This window comes from Kineosporia babensis, from assembly GCF_021129305.1.
Taxonomy (GTDB): Bacteria; Actinomycetota; Actinomycetes; order Actinomycetales; family Kineosporiaceae; genus Kineosporia; species Kineosporia babensis.
This window is the reverse complement of the sequence record NZ_JAJOMB010000007.1, coordinates 206872-226242: the sequence shown is the minus strand read 5'-3', so window position 1 is coordinate 226242 and position 19371 is coordinate 206872. Positions and strand designations below refer to the sequence as shown.

Below are 19371 nucleotides of genomic sequence, written 5' to 3'. Positions count from 1 at the left end.
TCTTAGGACGGCCGCAGCGCGCCCAGCCGCAGGTGCGAGCCGTTGCGGCCCTTGACCACCTCGAGCTGGGCCGGGATCCGGTCGCGCAGGTCGGCCACGTGGCTGACCAGGCCGACCGCCCGGCCCCCGCTGCGCAGGCCGTCCAGCACGTCCATCACCTCGTCCAGGGTGTCCTGGTCGAGGCTGCCGAAACCCTCGTCCACCAGCAGGGTCTCGATCGCGGCGCCGCCGGCTTCGGCCTGCACCACGTCGGCCAGGCCGAGGGCCAGGGCCAGCGAGGTGCAGAACGTCTCGCCGCCGGACAGGGTGCTGGGATCACGCTGCACGCCGGTCCAGCCGTCGACCACGGCCAGGCCCAGGCCGGTGCGGGCGCCACCCTTGGCCGGGCCGTCGGTGTGCACCAGCGAGTACCGGCCGCCGGACATTGCAGCGAGCCGGACGCTGGCGGCCTGGGCCACCTGTTCCAGCCGGGCGGCCAGGACGTAGGAGCTCAGGCGCATCCGCATCTGATTGTCGCCGCCGGTGCCCTCGATGCAGCGGGACATCGAGTCCAGGGTGGCGAACGAGGTGCGGAGTCCGGCGGTGGCTTCGGCGTGGCGTTCCAGTTCGGCGGCGAGCTTGGTGAGGGCCTGGGCGGCGCGGGTGGTCAGGGTATGGCGCTGCTGGGCGAACTGGTGTTCCGCACGGGCGGTTTCGTAGAGCTTGCGCAGCGCCTCGGCCAGCTGGTCGAGGTCGAGGTGCTCCCGGCCGGCCTCGGGCTCGGCGCGGGTCGTGCCTGTACCGGTTGTGTCTGCACCGGTCGGGTCTGCGCCGGTCGGGTCTGTGCCGGTCGGGTCGGGGCTGGTCGGGGCGGGGTCGGCTGGTTCGGTGCCGGCCCAGAGGTCCAGCATGGGCTGCCCGGCGTCTGCCTTACGAGCCCGCTTCTTCCGCGGCTTCTTGGCTGTCGGCAGCGTGGCGGCCGTCGGCAGAGTGGGGGCCGGTGGCGCAGAGACCCGCTGGGCGGCCTCGGTGCTGTGCTCCTGCTGACCCAGTTCTTCCAGCAGCGCCTTCACCCGGGCCAGCCGGGCATCGTGATCCGCGATCGTCTCGGCCAATGCCGTGCGCTCGCGGTCCGGCAGCGCTGCCGCGGCCGCAGACTTCCGATCGGCGAAACCGGCTGCCGCAGCAGCATCGTCGGCGGCCTTCCGGGCCCGCTTCAGCCGTTCCCGCGCGCTTTTCAGCTGCCGGTCCGCCTCCTCGTGCTCGGTCACCGCCTCCACCGCGGCCGTCACCTGAGCATGCCGGGACTGCACGTCCTCGCTCTCGCCCCGGGCCTGCTGCAGCCGGCTGATCAGGTCGGCGCGGCGACTTTCCAGCGCGGCCAGCTCTTCTCGCCCGGCCGCAGCCGCTTCGGTGGTGGACTCCAGCCGGGCCCGGGCCGTTTCCAGCTTGGGCGTCAGGGCAGACACTTCGGCGTTGAGCTCGGCCACTGCGGCGGCCGCCCGATTAGCCTCCGTGAGCCGGTCCTGCGCGGCGCCCAGTTCGGTCAGAGCCGTCTCGGCATCGGCGCCGCCGGTGATCGCGGTGAGGGCGGCCAGCTCCTGACGGCCCGCCTCGACGAACTGCCGCGCCTGCTCCCGCCGCGCCTCGGTCTGAGCCTCCTGCTGGGCGGCCCGCTCCTGCTCTTCCTCGGTCACCGGCCGGCCGCGGTGCTTGGCCCGCCGGGGATGATCGAGCGAACCGCAGACCGGGCACTCCTCGTTACGCCCCAGCTGAGCGGCCAGTTCGGAGGCCATCCCGGCCAGCCGCCGGGCCTGCAGTTCCTGGCTGGCGGCAACCGCCGCCTGGTGCACATCGGTGACGGCCCGCAGCGTGTCTTCCAGCCCGGTCTGCCCCTCGGCCAGCCGCTGCGCGCGCAACACCGCCTCGGCCACCTTCTTGGCGCGCTCCAGATCGTGGTCGCGATCGGCCACCGAGGAGGCCAGCACCTCGCTCTCGGCGCGGGCCGCCAGCAGCTTCTCGGCCTGCTCGTTCAGCCGGGCGCCGGCCTTCTCGGCCTGCAACCGCTGGGCCTCGGCCTGCTGCACCTGCTCGCGCTGGAGGACGGACTGCTGGTCCAGCCGGTGCAGTTCGACCTCGGCGGGCAGCAGCGAACCGAGAGTGGCCTGTTCCTGCCGCAGTTGCCCAAGATCGGGACGGGGCCGGTCGCCGAACCGTTGCTGGGCGGACCCGGCGCGAAGTTCGGCGGTCTCGACCTCCGTCGACGCCGCGCCGAGTTCGTCCAGCAACGGGAGCAGCACCGGGGCATGCCCGGCGGCCTGCAGACGCGCCTTACGGGAAGCCTGCTCCAGCGCCTGCGAGACCAGTAGATCATGCTCAGCGCTCAGTTCACGACGCCGGTCCCGCAGCCGCACCGTCTCGGCCACGGACTCGTACTCGCCGCGGGCCTTCTCGTGAGCGGCCTCGGCGCGGGTGACGGTGGCGTGGGCGGTGTGCCGCTCGGCCTGGGCCTCGGTGGCCCAGCGGCGCACCGTGGTGGCCACGGCCTCGGTGTCGGCCAGATCAGGAGCATCAATGGGGGACGTGGGTGGCTGGCCGGGTGTGGGGGCGGCCTGTGCGTTGGGCGAACCAGCAACGGACGTGGGTGGCTCACTACCAGAGTCGATGGCCTGCGCGGGGGTTGGGCGCCCCGGGGCTGTGGCTGGCTGGCTGGGCGCGGGGGTGGCCTGTGGGTCCGGTGAACCAGCAATGGACGTGAGTGGTTCACCGGGGGAGTCGGTGGCCTGCGCGTGCGTTGGGTGGCCTGGGGACGCGGGTGGCTGGCCTCCTGAGTGGTCCGCCTGGGCAGGGGCCGGCTCCAGCCGGGCTTCTTCGGCCCTCGCGAACAGCCGCGCCGTTTCGTTGCGCGCGGCCGTCACCGAACCGGCGCTCTCCCGGCGCCGATCGCCCAGCCAGCTCTCCACCGCGGCGAACCGGTCGGTGCCGAACAGCTTCTGCAGCAGCGGCCGCCGTTCCTCGGCCGAGGCCTGCAGGAACGCCGCGAACTCGCCCTGGGGGAGCAGGATCAGCTTGGTGAACTGTTCCGGGCCGAGCCCGATCAGCTGCCCGATCAGGTCTCCGGCCTCGTCCATCCGGTTGGTCCGGCTCACCCACCCGTCGGCCACCCACTCGCGCACCACGACGTGCGCCTGCTCGCGGGTGAAGCCCTTGCCGCGCTTCTTCGGCCGATGCCACTCCGGCGAGCGGGTGACCTCCAGCCGCCGCCCGGAGACGGTGAATTCGCAGACCACCTCGGAGCGCACCGCCGGATCGGCATGATCGCTGCGGTAGCGCCCCGCGGTGCCCCGATGACCCGGAACCCGGCCGTACACCGCGAAACACAAGGCATCGAGCACGCTGGTCTTGCCTGCGCCGGTGGGGCCGTGCAACAGGAACAGCCCGGCGCTGCTGAGCTCGTCGAAGTCGATGTGCTGGGGCTCGGCGAACGGGCCGAAAGCGGTGATTCCCAGGCGGTGCAGGCGCATCAGGCACTCCGGCCGCGCGAGTCCCGCTGAGAGCCCCGACGAGGGCTCCGGCCGGACAGCAGCTTCTGCAGCTCGGCGTCGGTGACCTCGGCCTCGGCGGTCAGGGCGGTCAGCTCGTCGTAGGCCACCCCCTCCATGCCCTCGATCAGCGCCGCCTCCAGAGCCTGCTGCAGCAGCAGTGTCTCGGCGGGGGTGGCGCTGCGGCCACGCACGTGCTCCAGGAAGCCGCAGCACACGTCCAGATCCGGCCGCCCGGCGATCTTCTCGGTGTAGCCGGCGGCTTCGGTGGATCCGGTGCGCTCGGGCTCCAGCCGCAGCTCCAGCAGGTGCGGAAAACGCCTGCGCAGCTGCTCCATCGGCTCGGCCGGGCGCTGCGGATCGGTCAGCGTGATCTGGGCCCAGGCGCTTTCGTGCGGCGCGAAGCGCGGCTCGGTGAGCAACTCCGAGAGGTGCCCCCGCAGGCGAGCCAGCCGCCGCGGGACCGGCGCCGCTACTGGCTCCACACCGGCCACCCCGTCCTCAGTCAAAGACACCAGCCAGCTGCCCTTGTGGTGATCGGCCTCGGAGAACGAGAACGCCAGCGGGGAACCGCTGTACCGGGCGTGCTCGGCGAGCTGCTGGCGCCCGTGCAGATGCCCGAGCGCCAGGTAGTCGATGCCCTCGAACAGGCTCAGCGGCACCTGCCCGAGCCCGCCCACGGCCAGCTCACGCTCGCTGTCGGAAACCGTGCCGCCCATGACGAAAGCATGCGCCGAAACCACCGAGCGCGCGCCCTTCAGCCCCTTCAGCGAGGCCCGCACCTGCTGCATGGCCGCCTGCAGCACCGCGGCATGACTGCGCTCGGCGCCCAGCACCCCGGCCGCCAGCGCGGGTTCGAGGTAGGGCAAAGGGTAGAAGGCGACCGGGCCGTGCTCGTCCTCCAGCAGGACCGGTTCACCCACCCGGGCCGGATCGGTGCGGATGTGCAGCCCGGCCGCCTCGAGCAGCCGCGAGCTGAAACCCAGCCGCCGGGCCGAGTCGTGATTACCGCTCGAGACGATCACCTGCGCACCGGCTGACACCAAACGGTGCAGGCCTTCGTCCAGCAGGGTGACCGCGTCCACCCCGGGCAGCGCCCGGTCGTAGATGTCCCCGGCGACCAGGACCACGTCGACCTTCTCGGCCCGCACCACCTCGGCCAGATGGTCGATGTGCGCGGCCTGTGCGGACAGCAGATCCACCCGGTGGAACGACCGGCCCAGGTGCCAGTCGGAGCTGTGAAGGATGCGCACGAGGGACCACGGTAGGGACCTGCACCGACAAAACCACTATTGGCTCGCCGCAATTGGGGCAAAACTGGATCTTCCGCCCGCCGCACACCTAGATCATCTCCTCTCGCCAGCACCGCGAAGGTGTGGTTTGGTCGTGGACATGGGTGACGAGATCTCGGCGAGCCGGTACTCGGCCGAGGAGCGCCAGCGCTACCGCGAGAAGGTCGACCTGTGCCTGAACGTCTTCGAGCGGCTGCTGGCCACCTGGACGTTCGACGACGAGCGGGCGATGACCGGGCTGGAGATGGAGCTGAACCTCGTCGGCCCGGACCACCGCCCGACGCTGCGCAACGCCGCGGTGCTGGAGGGGATCGGCGACCCGAACTTCCAGACCGAGCTCGGCGCCTACAACATCGAGCTGAACGTCGAGCCCTCCCCGCTGAGCGAGCTGGCCGGGACCGAGCAGCGGCTGCGCGAGGTGCTCAACCACGCCGAGCAGGCGGCCAACCGCCACGACGCGCACATCGTGATGGTCGGGATCCTGCCGACCACGATGCCCGAGCATTTGAACCAGCCCGAGTGGATGACTCCCTCGCCCCGGTACAAGGCCCTGAACGACTCGATCCTGGCCGCCCGCGGCGAGAACCTGCACCTGGACATCCACGGCAACATCCACGGCGAGCGGCTGTCCACCTTCGCCTCCTCGCTGGCCCCCGAGTCGGCCTGCACCAGCGTGCAACTGCACGTGCAGGTCCAGCCGGACGACTTCGCCCGGGCCTGGAACGCCGCGCAGGTCCTGGCCGGGCCGCAGCTGGCGGTCGGTGCCAACTCACCGTTCTTCTTCGGCCGCCGGCTCTGGGCGGAGACCCGGATCGAGCTGTTCAAGCAGGCCACCGACACCCGCCCGCAGGAGCTGCAGAACCAGGGCGTGCGGCCCCGGGTCTGGTTCGGCGAGAAGTGGATCTCCTCGATCTTCGACCTGTTCGCCGAGAACGGCTGGTACTTCCCCTCCCTGCTGCCGGAGCTCAGCGACGAGGACCCGGTGGCGGTGCTGGACTCCGGCCGGGCCCCGACGCTGCAGGAGTTGCGGCTGCACAACGGCACGGTCTACCGCTGGAACCGGCCGATCTACGCGGTGGCCGACGGGGAACCGCACCTGCGGGTGGAGAACCGGGTGCTGCCGGCCGGGCCCACCGTGGTCGACACCGTGGCCAACGCGGCGTTCTTCCACGGCGCGCTGCGCTCGCTGATGGACGATGCCCGCCCGGCCTGGTCGAAGCTGTCGTTCGCGGCGGCCGAGGAGAACTTCCTGGCCTGCGCCCGGGACGGGCTGGACGCCACGGTGTACTCGCCGCAGCTGGGCCAGACCGGGGCGGACGAACTGGTGCTGCGCCGGCTGCTGCCGATGGCCGCCGAGGGGTTGGCCTCGGCCGGGGTGCCGGGGGCGGACGTGGACAAGTACCTGGGCATCGTCGAGCACCGGGTGAAGACCGGCCTGAACGGCGCGGCCTGGCAGGTTGCGGCGGTGGAGCGGCTGGAGCAGGGCACGGCCGGGCGCTCGGGGATGGAGCGGGCCGAGGCGCTGCGCCGGATGGTGGAGCAGTACTGCCAAGGGATGCACGCCAATCAGCCGGTGCACACCTGGGCACTGCCGTAGCGTTCGGGCGGTGGAGCAGGAGCGTGATGTCGAGGCTGTGATCGGGGACTGCGCGGTGTACGAGACCGGGCTGCGCAGCAGTACCCGGCTGCCGATGCAGCAGGCCGCCCAGGCGGCGCGGCGCACCGACGGGTTCGTCTGGATCGGACTGCAGAACCCCACCGCCGAGGACGTGCTGAAGGTGGCCCAGGAGTTCCGGTTACCACCGCTGGCGGTGGAGGACGCGATCAAGGCCCGACAGCGTCCCAAGTTGGAGATCTACGAGGACGAGCACGTCTGGTTCATGGTGCTGCGGCCGGTGCGCTACGTCGATCGCGAGGAGATCGTCGAGGTCGAGGAGATCGCGCTGTTCGTCGGCGAGCACTTCCTGGTCTCGGTCCGCCACGGCGACAACGACGTGCTGACCCGGGTGCGCCGGGAGCTGGACGCCGGAAAGCTCGAGGCCAGCCAACGCGGGCCGATCGCCGTGCTGCACCGGGTGGCCGACCTGATCGTGGACGAGTACGCCCTGGTGGCGGCCGCGATCGAGGACGACATCGCGGAGATCGAGCAGCAGGTCTTCGGCGAGCGCGAGGCCGACCACACCGAGCGGATCTACAAGCTCAAGCGCGAGGTGCTGGAGTTCCGCCGGGCGGTGCTGCCGCTGGGCGAGCCGGTGCTGAAGCTGATGTCCGGGGCCGGGGCGCTGGCCGGGATCGACAAGGGTGCGCGCAAGTACTTCCGCGACGTGCACGACCACATCATGCGGGTGACCGACGAGATCGAGCGCCAGGACAGCCTGCTCTCGGACGTGCTGCAGGCCAACGTGGCCCGGCTCTCGGTGACCCAGAACGACGTGGCGATGCGGCAGAACGAGGACATGCGCAAGATCTCGGCCTGGGCGGCGATCGGCCTGGCCCCGACCGCGATCGCCGGGGTGTACGGGATGAACTTCGAGCACATGCCGGAACTGGGCTGGAAGTACGGCTACCTCTACGCCCTGGCGCTGATCGCGTCGATCAGTGTGGGACTGTGGGCGTTGTTCAAGCGCAACGACTGGCTCTGAGGACCAATCCGCGGACCGCTCGGCCCCGAACCAGCGTCTGACCCTGACGGAAGGCGAATCATGGTGGGACGGCGAGAGGCGGCACCGGTGGTGGTGCCCGATCCGGCGGAGACGACCGAGGCCCTGCTGGGCCGGGTCGGCCGGGGTGACGAGGCGGCGTTCGAGTTGGTCTACGCCCGGGTCGCGGACGTGGTGTTCGGCCTGGCCCGGTCGGTGCTGCGCGACCCCCACCAGGCCGAGGAAGTGGCCCAGGAGGTGCTGCTGGAGGTCTGGCGCAGCGCCGCCCGTTTCGACGAGGCCCGGGGCAGTGCCCGGGCCTGGATCGCCACCCTGACCCATCGCCGCGCGGTGGACCGGGTGCGCAGCTCCCAGGCCGCGCGCAACCGCGACAACGCGGTGGCCTCGCGCAGCAACGAGCGGGAGTACGACGAGGTGGTCGAGAAGGTGGAGCGCCGGCTGGAGGCCGAGCGGGTGCGGCACTGCCTGGACGGGCTCACCCCGCGCCAGCGCGACACCGTGACCCTGGCCTACTACGGCGGGCGCAGCTACACGGACGTTGCCGACGTGCTGAAACTGCCGTTGGGAACGGTGAAGACGAGAATGCGCGACGGGCTGATCCGGCTGCGCGACTGCCTGGGGGTGGGCTCCGATGCATGATCTCTCGGCGGCCTATGCGCTGAACGCCCTGGACGAGGTGGAACGCCGCCGGTTCGAGCGGCATCTGGACGACTGCCCGGCCTGCACGGTCGAGGTGCGGGAATTCGCCGAGGCCGCGGCCTCGCTGGCCGAGCGGGTGGCCGAGCCCGCGCCGGGAGCGCTGCGCGAGCGGGTGATGGCCGATGTGGCCCGCACCCGGCAGGTCCCGTCCCGGCCGGCTCGCTCGGTGCGCGGGCCTTCCTGGCGCCGGGCCCTGACCGGAGCTGCGGCGGTGCTGCTGGTGACGGCCGGGGCGGCGCTGGGCACGGTGGCCTGGCAGCAGCATCAGGCGGCGGAACAGGCCCAGGAGCTGGCCGACGGCATGGCGCGGGTGCTGACTTCACCGGAGCGGGTGGAGGCCCGGCACACGGTGGCCGGCGGTGGGACCGCGACGATGGTGATGGCGGAGGGCGACGCGGTGCTCTCGGCGGCCGGGATCCCGGCGGCGCCGCACGGGCACGGCTATCAGATGTGGGTGATCGCGGCCGACGGGAGCATGCAGTCGGGCGGCATGCTGAAGCTGGCCGACGGTGATGGTTCGGCGTTCATGACCGGAGTTTCGCCGGACGTCAGCCTGGCCCTGACGATCGAGCCGGAGGGCGGGTCGGACCAGCCCACCACCGAGCCGCTGGTGCAGCTCGGCTGATCGGGGGAGCGGGCGAGGGGGCGTTTCGCTCGAGCCGGGGCGGGGCGGGGCGCAGCAGGCTGGAGCCGGAAAATCCGTGTCTGCCAGGAAAGAAGGCCAGCTCCATGATCACGTCGATCCGCCGCCTGCTCGCCGTCGGGGCCGCTGTCACGATGACGCTCACCCTGGCCTCGTGCAGCGGCGACGACGCCTCCGAGGCCGAGCCCAGCACCAGCCCCAGCCTGGCCGCCCCGATCTCGGCGGAGAAGGCCGCCCTGGTCGGCCCGGGCTGCGCCGCCTACGCCGCTCAGGTGCCCACCGGCAAGGGCTCGGTGGAGGAGATGGCCAAGGACCCGGTGACGACCGCGGCACAGAACAATCCGATGCTGAAGAAGCTGACCGAGGCGCTCTCCGGCGGGCTGAACCCGCAGGTGAACCTGGTCAGCACGCTGGAGGGCAAGGGTTACACGGTTTTCGCCCCGGTCGACACCGCTTTCGCCCAGGTGCCCGGAAAACGGCTGAACAAGCTGAAGAAGGACGCCAAGGCGCTGACCGCGACCCTGAACTACCACGTGGTGACCGGTGAGCTGGCGCCGGCCAAGGTGCTCGGCCGGCGGGACAGCGTGGCCGGCCCGAAGCTCGACATCACCGGCAAGGGCAACGAGATCAAGGTGAACAACGCCCACGTGATCTGCGGGGGGATCAAGACCGCCAACGCCACGGTCTACCTGATCGACAAGGTCCTCGACCCGGCCGACGCGTAGTCCGTAGGCCCGGATCCACGGCAGCAGTACCCGGCGTCACCGGCTGCTGCGTTCGGGTGGTTGCCCGCCCGGCATTCCGTCGACGGGCCGTGACCTGCGCACACTGGAACCAGGAAAAGCAGGTCAAGGGTGGGGGTAAGGATGAGGTCGATCGCCCGCGGCAGCCGGCTGGTGGCCGGCTCCGGCGAGGTCACCGTGACGATGCGCTCGCTGCGCACGGTGGAGCTCAGCGGAACCGGCTGGGCGATCCCGGTGATCGCCGATCTGGCCGCCCTGCAGGCATCGGGGCTCTCCGGCCGGACCGTGGCCGTCGACGTCAGCACCGAGGCCGGTCCGGTGCAGCTGGAGGTCGAGATCGTCGCGACCTCGGGCGATTTCATGCTGCGGGCGCCTCAGGTCCGCCCGTCCCAGGCGATCCACCCCGCCGCGCTGAGCGGGCAGCGGCGGGAGAACGTCCGAGGCCCGGTACGGCTGGAGTTCCGGGGCGCCGTGCTGGACGCCCGGGCGGCCACCCCGCGCGGCCGGCGTCGGCACGGCCCCGGCTACCTGGCCGCGATGGGACCGGGCGAGGGCGCTCAGGCGGACCTGGTCGGCGCCACCACGTCGGTCTCGGCCGGCGGCGTGTGCGTGGACCTGGAGTACACGGTGCCGCTGGCCGAGAACATGCCGCTCTACGGCGAGATGACGCTGCCCAACGGTGATCTGGTGCCCGCCCTGATGGTGGTGCGCGAGCAGACCCCGAAAGGCTTCCGGGCCGAGTTCACCGACATCTCACCGATCGACTCCGAACGCCTGGTGCGCCTGGTCTTCCAGCGCGAGCGCAGTGAACTGGCCGGCCGCCGCTAGGTACTTCAGGCTGGTGAGCTGGTCCTGCCGGGAGTCCAGTTCGATCGCCACCTGGCCCTGGTAGCCGAGGGCCTCGAGCTGGTTCAGGGCAGCCCCGACGTCCAGCGTGCCCGCCCCCAGGGCCAGATGCCGATCGATCACCCCGTCGTTGTCGGTGAGCTGGACGTGCCCGATCCGGCCCGCCATCGCCTGGACGAAGTCATGCGCACCGCCGGGCAGGAGGTGCGCATGACCCAGGTCGACGCAGGCGGTCAGGGCCGGGTGACCCTGCAGGATCTGCAGCACTTCCTCGGCGGTGCAGCCCAGGTAGCGGATCTCCGCCTCGGCCGGCAGCACGTTCATGTTCTCCAGGGCCAGAGTGATCCCCAGATCGGCGGCGTGGTCCGCGACCAGCGCCAGGGTGTGCGCGGCCTGCTCCACCCGGGCCGCGTGGTCGTCGCCGAACCAGTAGCCGCCGTGCACGATCACCACCGGGCAGCCCAGACCGGCGGCAAGATCGACATATCCGTTCAGATGGGTCACCACCGCCGCCCGGATGCCGGGTGTGATCTCGGCGACGTTCACCGCCGAGTCGGTGTGCAGAACGGCCCTGAAGCCATCGCGTCCGGCCCGTTCGCGCAGGCCGTCGATCCGGGCCCGGTCGAAGGCGGGAGGCCGGTTGAGCGGATGCTGGCAACTGAATTCCAGCTCTCTGAGCCCTTGTTCGCGAGCCCAGGCGAAAGCGTCTTCCAGTGGTGCCGGTCCGGTGGCCAAGGCGATCCGCAAGCTCAAGGGTGACCTCTCAGGTCGTAGGGGGCCTCAGCCAACACCACATTGCCTTCTGTAGACAATGTTAGGTAAACCTATCCTCATGTCTGCACGATCTTCGCTGGGCCTGACCGCGGCCCTCGCCCTGCTGCTCACCGCCTGCTCCTCCTCGGCCGAGGCCGAGCCCGCCCAGGAGGGGGCCGTCCGTACGGTCCAGACCGAGCTCGGCCCGGTCGAGGTGCCCGAGAACGTCGACTCGGTGGTGGTTCTGGAAGGCCGCCGCGACCAGGACCTGGTGCTCTCGCTCGGCCTGCCGCTGACCGGGATGCCGCAGATCGACCCGGAGGCCGGGTACGAGCTGCAGAACCCGCTGGCCGAGGCCACCGACGCCTCCGGCGCCAAGGAACTGTTCCTCGAGGGCGAGATCAACCTCGAGGCGATCGCGGCCACCGACCCCGACCTGATCGTCACCCGGGCCAGCGACGTCGAGGGCATCCAGGCCGAGCTGGAGGCGATCGCCCCGGTCGTGGCCGTGGGCGAGCAGACCACCTCGACCTGGCAGGACGACCTGACCATGCTCGGCGCCGCCACCGGCACCGAGGCGAAGGCCGAGCAGCTGATCGCCGACTACGACGCGCGGGTGGCCGAGATCAAGGAGACGTACGCCGACGAGATCGCCGCCACCAAGGTCGCCCCGATCGTCTACAACGTCGAGGGCACCGGCATCCGCGCCCAGCGCATGCAGTCGCAGGTGCTGCGGGACATCGGCGCCACCCCCGCGCAGGCCTTCGCCGACGCCATGGCCGATGCCGACACCGAGGTCGAGTTCAGCCCGGAGCAGACGCTGAAGGCCTACCAGGACGCCGACGCCATGCTGGTCGCGGTCAACACCGCCCCGGAATGGGAAGCGGCGCAGAAGGACTCGCTGTTCCAGGAGCTTCCGGCGGTGAAGAAGGACCGGATCGTGCGCACCGACAAGTTCACCTTCGAGGGCGGCCCGACCACCGCGATGCACACGCTGGACGTGGTCGAGCAGCTGTACTCGGGGAAGTGAGTATGTTCCGGCCCATCATCGGGGCGGCGGTGACCGTGCTGCTGGTCTCGGGCTGCTCGTCCGCAAGCACCCAGCAAGAGGGCGCCACCCGCGCCGTGGACACCTTCCTGGGCGAGGTCAAGGTGCCCGAGAAGATCGACTCCGTGGTGATTCTCGACGGCCGCCGCGATCAGGACATCGTGCTCTCGCTGGGCCTGCCGCTCACCGGAGGGCCGCAGCAGGATCCGGCCGCCGGGTACGAGCTCCCGAGCCCGATGGCCGAGGCCCGCCAGGCCGCCGCCCCCGAAGAACTGTTCCTGGAGAACGAGGTCAACCTGGAGGCGCTGGCCGCCGCCGCACCCGATCTGATCGTCTGCCACGAGGACGATCTCGGCGAGATCCGCGAGCAGCTGCAGGCCATCGCCCCGGTGCTGGTGGTGGCCGCTTCGCCCGAACAGACCTGGCAGGACGACCTGCTGATGGTCGGCGCGGCCACCGGTACCTCGGCCAAGGCCGAGCAACTGATCGCCGACTACGACGCCCGGGTGGCCGAGGTCAAGGAGAACTACGCCGACGAGATCGCCGCCACCAAGGTCAGCCCGATCTCCTGGAGTGTCGGCGAGGGCACCGGTGTGCGCGGGGCGCGACTGCATTCCAGGGTGCTTTTGGACGTCGGTGCGCAGCCGGCTGACGGGTTCGCCAAGGCACTGGAGACTCCCGACGACAGCGTCCGGTTCAGCCCGGAGCAGACCCTGGAGGCACACCAGGACGCCGATGCCCTGCTGGTCTCCGCCACCTCGGCCGAGGAGTGGCGCTCGGCCACCGAGGACCCGCTGTTCGGGCAGCTTCCCGCGGTGCGGGCCGAGCGGGTGGTCCGGACCGACCGGCTGACCTTCGAGGGTGGCCCGATCACCGCGATGCACACGCTCGGCCTGGTCGAGCAGTTGTACGGCGGCTGAGATGAGTCTGTCCGGATTGGTGCTCACCCGGGCCCCGGCGCTGCGCTCGAGAACCGTTTCGGCGCAGGCCGGCTGGCTCGCGATGACGGCCAGCGCGCTGCTGCTGGCGGTGCTGCTCAGCCTGGCGGTCGGCTCCCGGGGCCTGATCCCGGGTGAACTGTTCGACGTCGTGCGAGGTTCCGGCACGGCTGAGGCCCGGGCGATCGTGCTCGAGCTGCGGTTGAGCCGGACCATCGCCGCGGTGATCGCCGGGGCAGGGCTCGCGGTGGCCGGAGCGGTGATTCAGGGGCACACCCGCAACCCGCTGGCCGATCCCGGGCTGCTCGGCGTGACGTCGGGTGCGGCGGTGGCCGTGGTGCTGGCGATCTTCCTGCTGGGCATCACCGATCCCGCCGGATACTTGTGGTTCTGCCTGCTCGGCGCGCTGCTGGGCACGGTGCTGGTGACCGCAGTGGGCCTGGCCGGGGCCAAGCGGCGAGATGCGTCACCGGCCTCCCTGGTGCTGGCCGGAGCGGCCGTAAACGCCTTGCTGGGGGCGGTGACCGGGGTGATGCTCCTGCTGGACTCGGCTTCCCTGGACGTGTACCGGTTCTGGACGGTGGGCTCGCTGGCCGGTGGTCCGGATGCTCAAGTACTGGCCGTGGCCGGGCCGTTGGTGCTGGCCGGGCTGGTGATCGCGATCGCGCACGCCCCGGCGCTGGACTCGCTGGCGCTGGGCGATGATGCGGCCAAGGCTCTGGGGCGTAACCCGTTGCGCACCCGGCTGACCGGGCTGGCCGCGGTGACGCTGCTGGTCGGGGGAGCGGTGGCGTGTGCCGGCTCGCTCGGGTTCGTCGGGCTGGTCGCGCCGCACGTCGTGCGGCGCCTCACCGGGCCGGTGCACCGGTGGCTGCTGCCGCAGTGTGCCCTCGTCGGCGCGGTTTTCGTACTGCTTGCGGACGTCGTGGGCCGGCTGGTCGTGCATCCGGACGAACTGCCGGTCGGGGTGGTGCTGGGCATCTTCGGAGGGCCCGCCTTCGTGCTGATCGTGCTGCGCTTCAGAAGATCCCGGAGGGGACGATGACGGTTCCCGCAGTAAGAGTTCTCGGCGTCAGTGCCCGGCTCCGGCCGCGCTACCTGGTGGTGCTGGTGACCGGTGCCCTGGCGGCCCTGGCGCTGTCCGTCGTCTCGGCCGGGGTCGGCGACTACGCCGTGCCGCCGGGCCGGGTGGTCGCTGCGCTGCTGGGTAACGGCGATCCGATGGAAGAGCTGGTGGTCACCACGATCCGGCTGCCGCGAGTGCTGCTGGCGCTGGTGGTCGGCGCTGCGCTCGGCGTCTCGGGGGCGATCACCCAGGCCACCGCCCGCAACGCCCTGGCCAGTCCTGATCTGCTCGGCGTCACGGCCGGGGCGAGTGTCGGCGCGGTGCTGGTGATCGTGATCGGTGGCCGGGACGCGGCCGGATCCGGAATCCTGCGCACGGTCGGCATTCCGGTCGCAGCCCTGATCGGCGGCACGATCGCGGCCGGGCTGGTGCTGCTCCTGCTGCGGACCACGGGAGCCGACGGGCTTCGTCCGCTGCTGGTCGGGGTCGGGGTTTCGGCGTTCCTGTCCGGCATCGTCAGCTGGCTGATGGTGGTGGCCACGATCAACGATGCGGCCCGGGCCAACGTCTGGCTCACCGGAACCCTGAACGGCCGCTCCTGGGCGGAACTCTGGGCCGCGGGCGCAGCGCTGACGGTGATCGCGCTGCCTCTGGTGGTCCTGGCCCCGCGGCTGCTCACCCTGCGGCTGGGCATCGACGTGGCCCGTGGTCTGGGCCTGAACACCGGCCGTACCCAGGCGATGTTGCTGCTGGCCGCGGTGGTGCTGGCCGCCGCGACCACCGCCGTGGCCGGGCCGATCGGCTTCGTGGCCCTGGTCGTGCCGCACCTGGCCCGCCTGGCCACCGGCTCCGCCGGCCCACCCCTCGCCGCCTCGGCCGTCCTGGGGGCGCTGCTCCTGGTCGCCGCCGATCTGGTGGCCCGCACCGCCTTCGCCCCGATCCAGATCCCGACCGGCGCCGTCACCGCGTTCGTCGGCGCCCCGTTCCTGATCTGGCTGCTCATCCGCAACCGTCGTGGAGTCCTGACATGAGTTCCTCGGTAACCGGTGAAGGGCTGCGGGTGGTCTACGACGGCGACCCAGCCCTGCACGAGGTCAGCCTCAAGGTCGAACCCGGCACCGTGACCGCGGTGATCGGCCCCAACGGCTGCGGGAAGTCCACCCTGCTGCGCACTCTCGCCCGGCTGCTGAAGCCCGAGGCCGGGGTGGTCACGCTGGACGGCACCGACATCAACCGGATGCCCTCGCGGCAGGTGGCGCAGCGGATGGGCGTGCTGCCGCAGTCACCCACCGCCCCGGACTCGCTCAGCGTGCTGGACCTGGTGGCCCGCGGCCGCGACCCGCACCGCCGCTGGTACGACCAGTGGTCGGCGCAGGACGAGGAGATCAGCCTGGCCGCCCTGGAACGCTGCGGGCTGCTGGACTTCGCCGCTCGCGACCTGGACTCGCTCTCCGGCGGGCAGCGGCAGCGGGCCTGGATCGCGATGGCCCTGGCCCAGCAGCCCCGCCTGCTGCTGCTCGACGAGCCCACCACCTACCTCGACGTGGTGCACCAGATCGAGGTGCTGGACCTGCTGCGCTCGCTGCACGCCGAGGCCGGCACCACGATCGTGATGGTGCTGCACGACCTGACCATGGCCGCCCGGTACGCGGACCGGCTGGTGGCGATGCGGGCCGGTAAGGTGATCGCCGACGGCGGTTTCGCCGAGGTGATGGTCTCCGAGGTGCTGGCCCGAGTGTTCGATCTGGACTGCGACGTGATCACCGACCCGCGCACCGGCCGGCCGGTGGTCCTGCCGCACGGGCGCGCCCGGTGAATGCCCCGGTGAATGCCCGGGGACGTCGCGCCAACGTGATGATCGGCGATCCGCCGAGCATGACCGATCTGGCCGCCGAGGCGCTGCGCGGGATGATCCTGCGCGGTGAACTGGCCCAGGGCGAGCGGGTGGTGGAGAACCAGCTGACCGGCACGCTCGGGGTCAGCCGCCCGCCGCTGCGCGAGGCGCTGCGGATCCTGCAGCAGGAGGGCCTGATCGAGCAGCTGCCCCGGCGCGGGGCGGTGGTGCGGGTGCTCTCCCTGCACGACGTGTACGAGATCGTCACGCTGCGCACCACATTGGAGACGATGGCGGTGCGGCTCGCGGTACCGGGCACCGATCCGGCCCGGCTGGCCCGGTTGCGGGAGGCCCTGGAGATCTGGGAGGCCAACGCCGCGGCGGGCCGGGAAGACCTCTCCACCGAGGACTCCGCCCGCTTCCACCTGGCGCTGGTCGGCCTGGCCGGGCACTCCCGGCTGGAAGAGGCCTACCGGGCGATCGGTCTGCAACTGCGGATGTGCATGCAGCTGAACCGCAACGCCCGGGCCGGGCACGAATCGCTGACCGACCGGGCCGCGCGGCACCGCCGGATGTTCGAGCGGGTGGAATCCGCAGATGTGGAGGCCGTTCTCGCCGAGCTGTCGGACCCGGCGTCGCTGAGCTTCGTGCTGACCTACGCGCAGGACCATCCGCCCACCACGGCGCAGTCGCAGGCCTGGCTGGCTAGCCTGAGCCAATGAATCAGGTGGTGGAAGAAGCACTTGCGCTGTGCGGTGTGATCGACGGGCACAACGATCTGGCGGACGCCTGCCTCGAGCGGCGGGGGTACCGCACCGACGGCCTGGACACCGGAGTACCCGAACTGCACACCGACGTCCCTCGTTTGAGGGCCGGTGGGGTTTCCGGCCAGTTCTGGTCGGTCTACGTCAGCGCCATGCTGGAGGGCCCGAGCGCGGTCCAGGCCACCCTCGAGCAGATCGACTTCGTGCACCGGCTGGCCGGGGAGCATCCCGAGCACTTCGTGCTGGCCCGGACCGCCGCCGACGTGGAGAAAGCGCGGGCCGCAGGCAAGATCGCCTCGCTGATCGGGGCCGAGGGCGGGCACTCGATCAACGATTCGCCCGGGGTGCTGCGGATGTTCGCCCGGCTCGGGGTGCGGTACCTGACGCTGACCCACTTCATCAACACCAGCTGGGCCGACTCCTGCACCGACAACCGGGTGCACGGTGGCCTGAGCGAACGCGGGGTGCAGTACATCCGTGAGATGAACCGGCTGGGCATGCTGGTCGATCTCTCCCACGTCTCGCACGAGACCATGCGCCAGGCCCTGGACGTCTCGAGCGCGCCGGTGATCTTCTCGCACTCCTCCTGCACCGCGATCACCTCCAGCGTGCGGAACGTGCCGGACGACGTGATCGCCCGGCTGCCGGAGAACGGTGGCGTGCAGATGGTCTCGTTCTACGCCGGGTTCATCTCACAGGCCGCGGTCGAGTGGGGTGAGGGCGACCGGTTCGACCCGGAGCCGGCGCCGACCATCCAGCAGGCGGCCGATCACGTCGAGCACGTGCGGTCGGTGGCCGGGCCGGCGCACGTGGGTCTGGGCGGTGACTACGACGGCGCCAGCCCGTTCCCGATCGGAATGGAGGACGTGTCCGGTTACCCGAGGCTGCTGGAGGAACTTGCGCTTCGGGGCTGGAGCGCGAACGAGCTGGCGGATCTGGCCGGGCGCAACATCCTTCGGGTGCTGCGGGAGACCGACGAGGCGTTCACCACGGCCTCCGGCGGCACCTTCCGCTAGAGCTTTCGGGCCAGGTCGAGCACGGATTCCGGGGCCGGCCGGGGCGTCCAGCCGAGCTCGTCGCGCGCCTTCGCACTGGAGATCTCCCGGACCACACCGAGTTCGGAGACCACCAGGGCAGCCTTCGGGTTGAAGCGCGCGGCGAGCCGGAACACCCAGTCCGGCAGGGTTCGGGTCGGGACCTTCGCCGCGTCCTCACCCAGGTGTTCCCGCAGCAGGGCGGCAACCTGGGCCAGGGTCAGTTTCTCCGAGCCGGCCAGGAAACGCTGCCCGGCGGCGGCCGGGTCGATCAGGGCGCGCAGGTGCAGGTCGGCCACGTCCCGCACGTCCACCACGGCCATCGACATCCGCGGCAGCGCGGGCAAGGCTCCGCGCAGCAGCATCTCGACCAGGCCGGCGTACAGCGAGCGGTCCGGGCCCAGCGCGGGGCCGAAGACCGCACCCGGGGCAACCACCGCCAGTTCCATGTCGATGTCCCGGACGAAGTCCCAGGCCGCCCGCTCGGTAACCAGTTTCGAGGTGGGGTAGGCCGCCATCTGCTCGCGCTCCGGATCGCTCCAGTCGGCCTCGGTGAACACCCGCTGGTCGCCGTGGCCGTACTTGACCGCGGCGAACGACGAGGTCAGGACCGTCCGCCGGACACCGGCGCGGTGCGCCGCCCGCAACACCCGCAGCGCACCTTCCCGGGCCGGTACGACGACCTCGTCCGGATGGCGTGGCTGGGACTGCGGAACCGGGGAGGCGATGTGCAGCACGTACTTGCAGCCGGTCATCGCCTCGTCCCAACCCGGATCAGCGGTGAGATCGGCGACGGCGAACGACAGGCTGGGGCCTTCCTCGCCGACCATGGCCCGGACATCCGCCTCGCGCTGCGGCGACCGGACCGTCGTCCGAACCTGATAGCCGTTCTTCAGCAGGTGCGCGACGCAGTGCGCCCCGATGAAACCGGTCCCGCCGGTCACCAACACCAGATCGCTCACGCCGCCCCATCCGTAGGAATCAGGCAGCAGACCCTAGTAGGCCCGGATTTCCTGCAGGATCCGGGCCCAGGGCAGGCCGGGCTCCTTGCGGGGCGTGGTGAGCGGCCAGATGTCCTCGCCGACCAGCAGATTCACGTCGGCCGCACGCAACGCGGCGAGATGCCCGGCCCAGGCCGGGTGCCGGGTGTGCGCCAGATTGATGCAGGGAAAGGCCAGAACGGGCACATCGGGGCGGCCGATCATCTCGTTGGCCGCGGTCATCGCCTGGTTGTCGCTGATCCCCAGGGCCAGCTTGGCCACGGCGTTGGCGGTGGCCGGGACCACCGCGCACAGGTCCGGCTCGGGATGCGGGCGGGGCTCGCCGGGCAGCCGCGAGTTCCAGCGCACCGCAAGGCCGGTCAGCTCGGCCAGCGCCGCGGCCTCACCGTTGCCGGAGAGCCAGGTGCCGGCCGTCGGCGTGAGCGTGATCGCCACCTGCCAGCCGTCCCGGACCAGGGGTTCGACCAGACTCGGGCGCAGCCCGTGAATCCCGCCCGCCGCGCAGGCGATCAGACTCAGGACCGGCAAC

18 protein-coding genes are annotated in these 19371 nt (G+C 71.3%); 13 read left to right on the top strand and 5 right to left on the bottom strand.

Going from position 1 to position 19371, the window contains the following annotated elements:
* Positions 1–2: 2 nt before the first annotated feature.
* Both LR394_RS15520 and LR394_RS42980 read right to left on the bottom strand, forming a co-directional pair.
* Positions 3–3503 (bottom strand): AAA family ATPase, encoded by a 3501-nt coding sequence (locus LR394_RS15520; RefSeq protein WP_231442398.1) that lies wholly within the window; start codon positions 3501–3503, stop codon positions 3–5.
* Complete coding sequence (locus LR394_RS42980; RefSeq protein ID WP_231442396.1) at positions 3503–4774, bottom strand: exonuclease SbcCD subunit D; 1272 nt, start codon at positions 4772–4774, stop codon at positions 3503–3505. Before LR394_RS42980 ends, LR394_RS15520 begins: the two co-directional genes overlap by 1 nt.
* Before the next feature lie 139 nt (positions 4775–4913).
* Between LR394_RS42980 and LR394_RS15510 the strand changes: the two genes are divergently transcribed.
* The 6 genes from LR394_RS15510 to LR394_RS15485 all read left to right on the top strand — a co-directional run bounded on the left by LR394_RS15510 (position 4914) and on the right by LR394_RS15485 (position 10386).
* Positions 4914–6410, top strand: a complete 1497-nt coding sequence (locus tag LR394_RS15510) for a glutamate-cysteine ligase family protein (protein WP_231442678.1) — start codon at positions 4914–4916, stop codon at positions 6408–6410.
* 10 nt (positions 6411–6420) lie between these two features.
* Positions 6421–7455, top strand: coding sequence for a magnesium and cobalt transport protein CorA (locus LR394_RS15505; protein WP_231442394.1), 1035 nt, complete (start codon positions 6421–6423; stop codon positions 7453–7455).
* A gap of 60 nt (positions 7456–7515) precedes the next feature.
* Entirely contained in the window at positions 7516–8112 is a 597-nt protein-coding gene (sigK, locus tag LR394_RS15500) for an ECF RNA polymerase sigma factor SigK (RefSeq protein WP_231442391.1), read from the top strand.
* The gene (locus LR394_RS15495) at positions 8105–8797 is read left to right on the top strand and encodes an anti-sigma factor (protein WP_231442389.1); all 693 of its coding nucleotides are present in this window, start codon (positions 8105–8107) and stop codon (positions 8795–8797) included. Before sigK ends, LR394_RS15495 begins: the two co-directional genes overlap by 8 nt.
* Before the next feature lie 104 nt (positions 8798–8901).
* Positions 8902–9540 carry a fasciclin domain-containing protein gene (locus LR394_RS15490; protein WP_231442387.1) on the top strand — a complete coding sequence of 213 codons (639 nt, stop codon included), beginning with the start codon at positions 8902–8904 and terminating at the stop codon, positions 9538–9540.
* Positions 9541–9681: 141 nt separating this feature from the next.
* Positions 9682–10386, top strand: coding sequence for a PilZ domain-containing protein (locus tag LR394_RS15485; protein ID WP_231442385.1), 705 nt, complete (start codon positions 9682–9684; stop codon positions 10384–10386).
* On the opposite strand, the gene LR394_RS15480 is transcribed toward LR394_RS15485, so the two are convergent.
* Positions 10312–11157, bottom strand: a complete 846-nt coding sequence (locus tag LR394_RS15480) for a sugar phosphate isomerase/epimerase family protein (RefSeq protein ID WP_231442374.1) — start codon at positions 11155–11157, stop codon at positions 10312–10314. The two genes, LR394_RS15485 and LR394_RS15480, sit on opposite strands and share 75 nt — an antisense overlap.
* A gap of 79 nt (positions 11158–11236) precedes the next feature.
* Here LR394_RS15480 and LR394_RS15475 point away from each other — a divergent pair, with 79 nt between their 5' ends.
* From LR394_RS15475 to LR394_RS15445, 7 genes are read left to right on the top strand one after another with little or no spacing between them, the layout of a single operon-like run.
* Positions 11237–12187 carry an ABC transporter substrate-binding protein gene (locus tag LR394_RS15475; RefSeq protein ID WP_231442372.1) on the top strand — a complete coding sequence of 317 codons (951 nt, stop codon included), beginning with the start codon at positions 11237–11239 and terminating at the stop codon, positions 12185–12187.
* Positions 12188–12189: 2 nt separating this feature from the next.
* Positions 12190–13125: an ABC transporter substrate-binding protein gene (locus LR394_RS15470; protein WP_231442370.1), complete on the top strand. Its 936-nt coding sequence runs from the start codon at positions 12190–12192 to the stop codon at positions 13123–13125.
* 1 nt (position 13126) lies between these two features.
* Positions 13127–14188 carry a FecCD family ABC transporter permease gene (locus tag LR394_RS15465; RefSeq protein ID WP_231442368.1) on the top strand — a complete coding sequence of 354 codons (1062 nt, stop codon included), beginning with the start codon at positions 13127–13129 and terminating at the stop codon, positions 14186–14188.
* Positions 14185–15240 carry a FecCD family ABC transporter permease gene (locus LR394_RS15460; RefSeq protein ID WP_231442366.1) on the top strand — a complete coding sequence of 352 codons (1056 nt, stop codon included), beginning with the start codon at positions 14185–14187 and terminating at the stop codon, positions 15238–15240. Before LR394_RS15465 ends, LR394_RS15460 begins: the two co-directional genes overlap by 4 nt.
* Positions 15237–16025 carry an ABC transporter ATP-binding protein gene (locus tag LR394_RS15455; protein ID WP_231442363.1) on the top strand — a complete coding sequence of 263 codons (789 nt, stop codon included), beginning with the start codon at positions 15237–15239 and terminating at the stop codon, positions 16023–16025. The genes LR394_RS15460 and LR394_RS15455 overlap by 4 nt, the downstream gene beginning before the upstream one ends.
* Positions 16022–16765, top strand: a complete 744-nt coding sequence (locus LR394_RS15450) for a GntR family transcriptional regulator (RefSeq protein WP_231442362.1) — start codon at positions 16022–16024, stop codon at positions 16763–16765. The genes LR394_RS15455 and LR394_RS15450 overlap by 4 nt, the downstream gene beginning before the upstream one ends.
* On the top strand, positions 16762–17823 hold the full coding sequence (locus LR394_RS15445) for a dipeptidase (protein ID WP_231442360.1): 1062 nt from the start codon (positions 16762–16764) through the stop codon (positions 17821–17823). The genes LR394_RS15450 and LR394_RS15445 overlap by 4 nt, the downstream gene beginning before the upstream one ends.
* Here the strand turns inward: LR394_RS15445 and LR394_RS15440 are convergent.
* Together LR394_RS15440 and LR394_RS15435 are read right to left on the bottom strand one after the other, a co-directional pair.
* Positions 17820–18803: an SDR family oxidoreductase gene (locus LR394_RS15440; protein WP_231442359.1), complete on the bottom strand. Its 984-nt coding sequence runs from the start codon at positions 18801–18803 to the stop codon at positions 17820–17822. The genes LR394_RS15445 and LR394_RS15440 overlap by 4 nt on opposite strands.
* A 33-nt stretch (positions 18804–18836) precedes the next feature.
* Positions 18837–19370, bottom strand: a complete 534-nt coding sequence (locus tag LR394_RS15435) for a flavoprotein (RefSeq protein WP_231442357.1) — start codon at positions 19368–19370, stop codon at positions 18837–18839.
* Position 19371 lies beyond the last annotated feature (1 nt).

Excerpts from the sequence above, each read along its gene's own strand:
- LR394_RS15520 (WP_231442398.1), bottom strand. The coding sequence starts at position 3,503 with ATGCGCCTGCACCGCCTGGGAATCACCGCTTTCGGCCCGTTCGCCGAG.
- LR394_RS15510 (WP_231442678.1), top strand. The coding sequence starts at position 4,914 with ATGGGTGACGAGATCTCGGCGAGCCGGTACTCGGCCGAGGAGCGCCAG.
- sigK (WP_231442391.1), top strand. The coding sequence starts at position 7,516 with ATGGTGGGACGGCGAGAGGCGGCACCGGTGGTGGTGCCCGATCCGGCG.
- LR394_RS15495 (WP_231442389.1), top strand. The coding sequence starts at position 8,105 with ATGCATGATCTCTCGGCGGCCTATGCGCTGAACGCCCTGGACGAGGTG.
- LR394_RS15490 (WP_231442387.1), top strand. The coding sequence starts at position 8,902 with ATGATCACGTCGATCCGCCGCCTGCTCGCCGTCGGGGCCGCTGTCACG.
- LR394_RS15485 (WP_231442385.1), top strand. The coding sequence starts at position 9,682 with ATGAGGTCGATCGCCCGCGGCAGCCGGCTGGTGGCCGGCTCCGGCGAG.
- LR394_RS15475 (WP_231442372.1), top strand. The coding sequence starts at position 11,237 with ATGTCTGCACGATCTTCGCTGGGCCTGACCGCGGCCCTCGCCCTGCTG.
- LR394_RS15470 (WP_231442370.1), top strand. The coding sequence starts at position 12,190 with ATGTTCCGGCCCATCATCGGGGCGGCGGTGACCGTGCTGCTGGTCTCG.
- LR394_RS15465 (WP_231442368.1), top strand. The coding sequence starts at position 13,127 with ATGAGTCTGTCCGGATTGGTGCTCACCCGGGCCCCGGCGCTGCGCTCG.
- LR394_RS15460 (WP_231442366.1), top strand. The coding sequence starts at position 14,185 with ATGACGGTTCCCGCAGTAAGAGTTCTCGGCGTCAGTGCCCGGCTCCGG.
- LR394_RS15455 (WP_231442363.1), top strand. The coding sequence starts at position 15,237 with ATGAGTTCCTCGGTAACCGGTGAAGGGCTGCGGGTGGTCTACGACGGC.
- LR394_RS15445 (WP_231442360.1), top strand. The coding sequence starts at position 16,762 with ATGAATCAGGTGGTGGAAGAAGCACTTGCGCTGTGCGGTGTGATCGAC.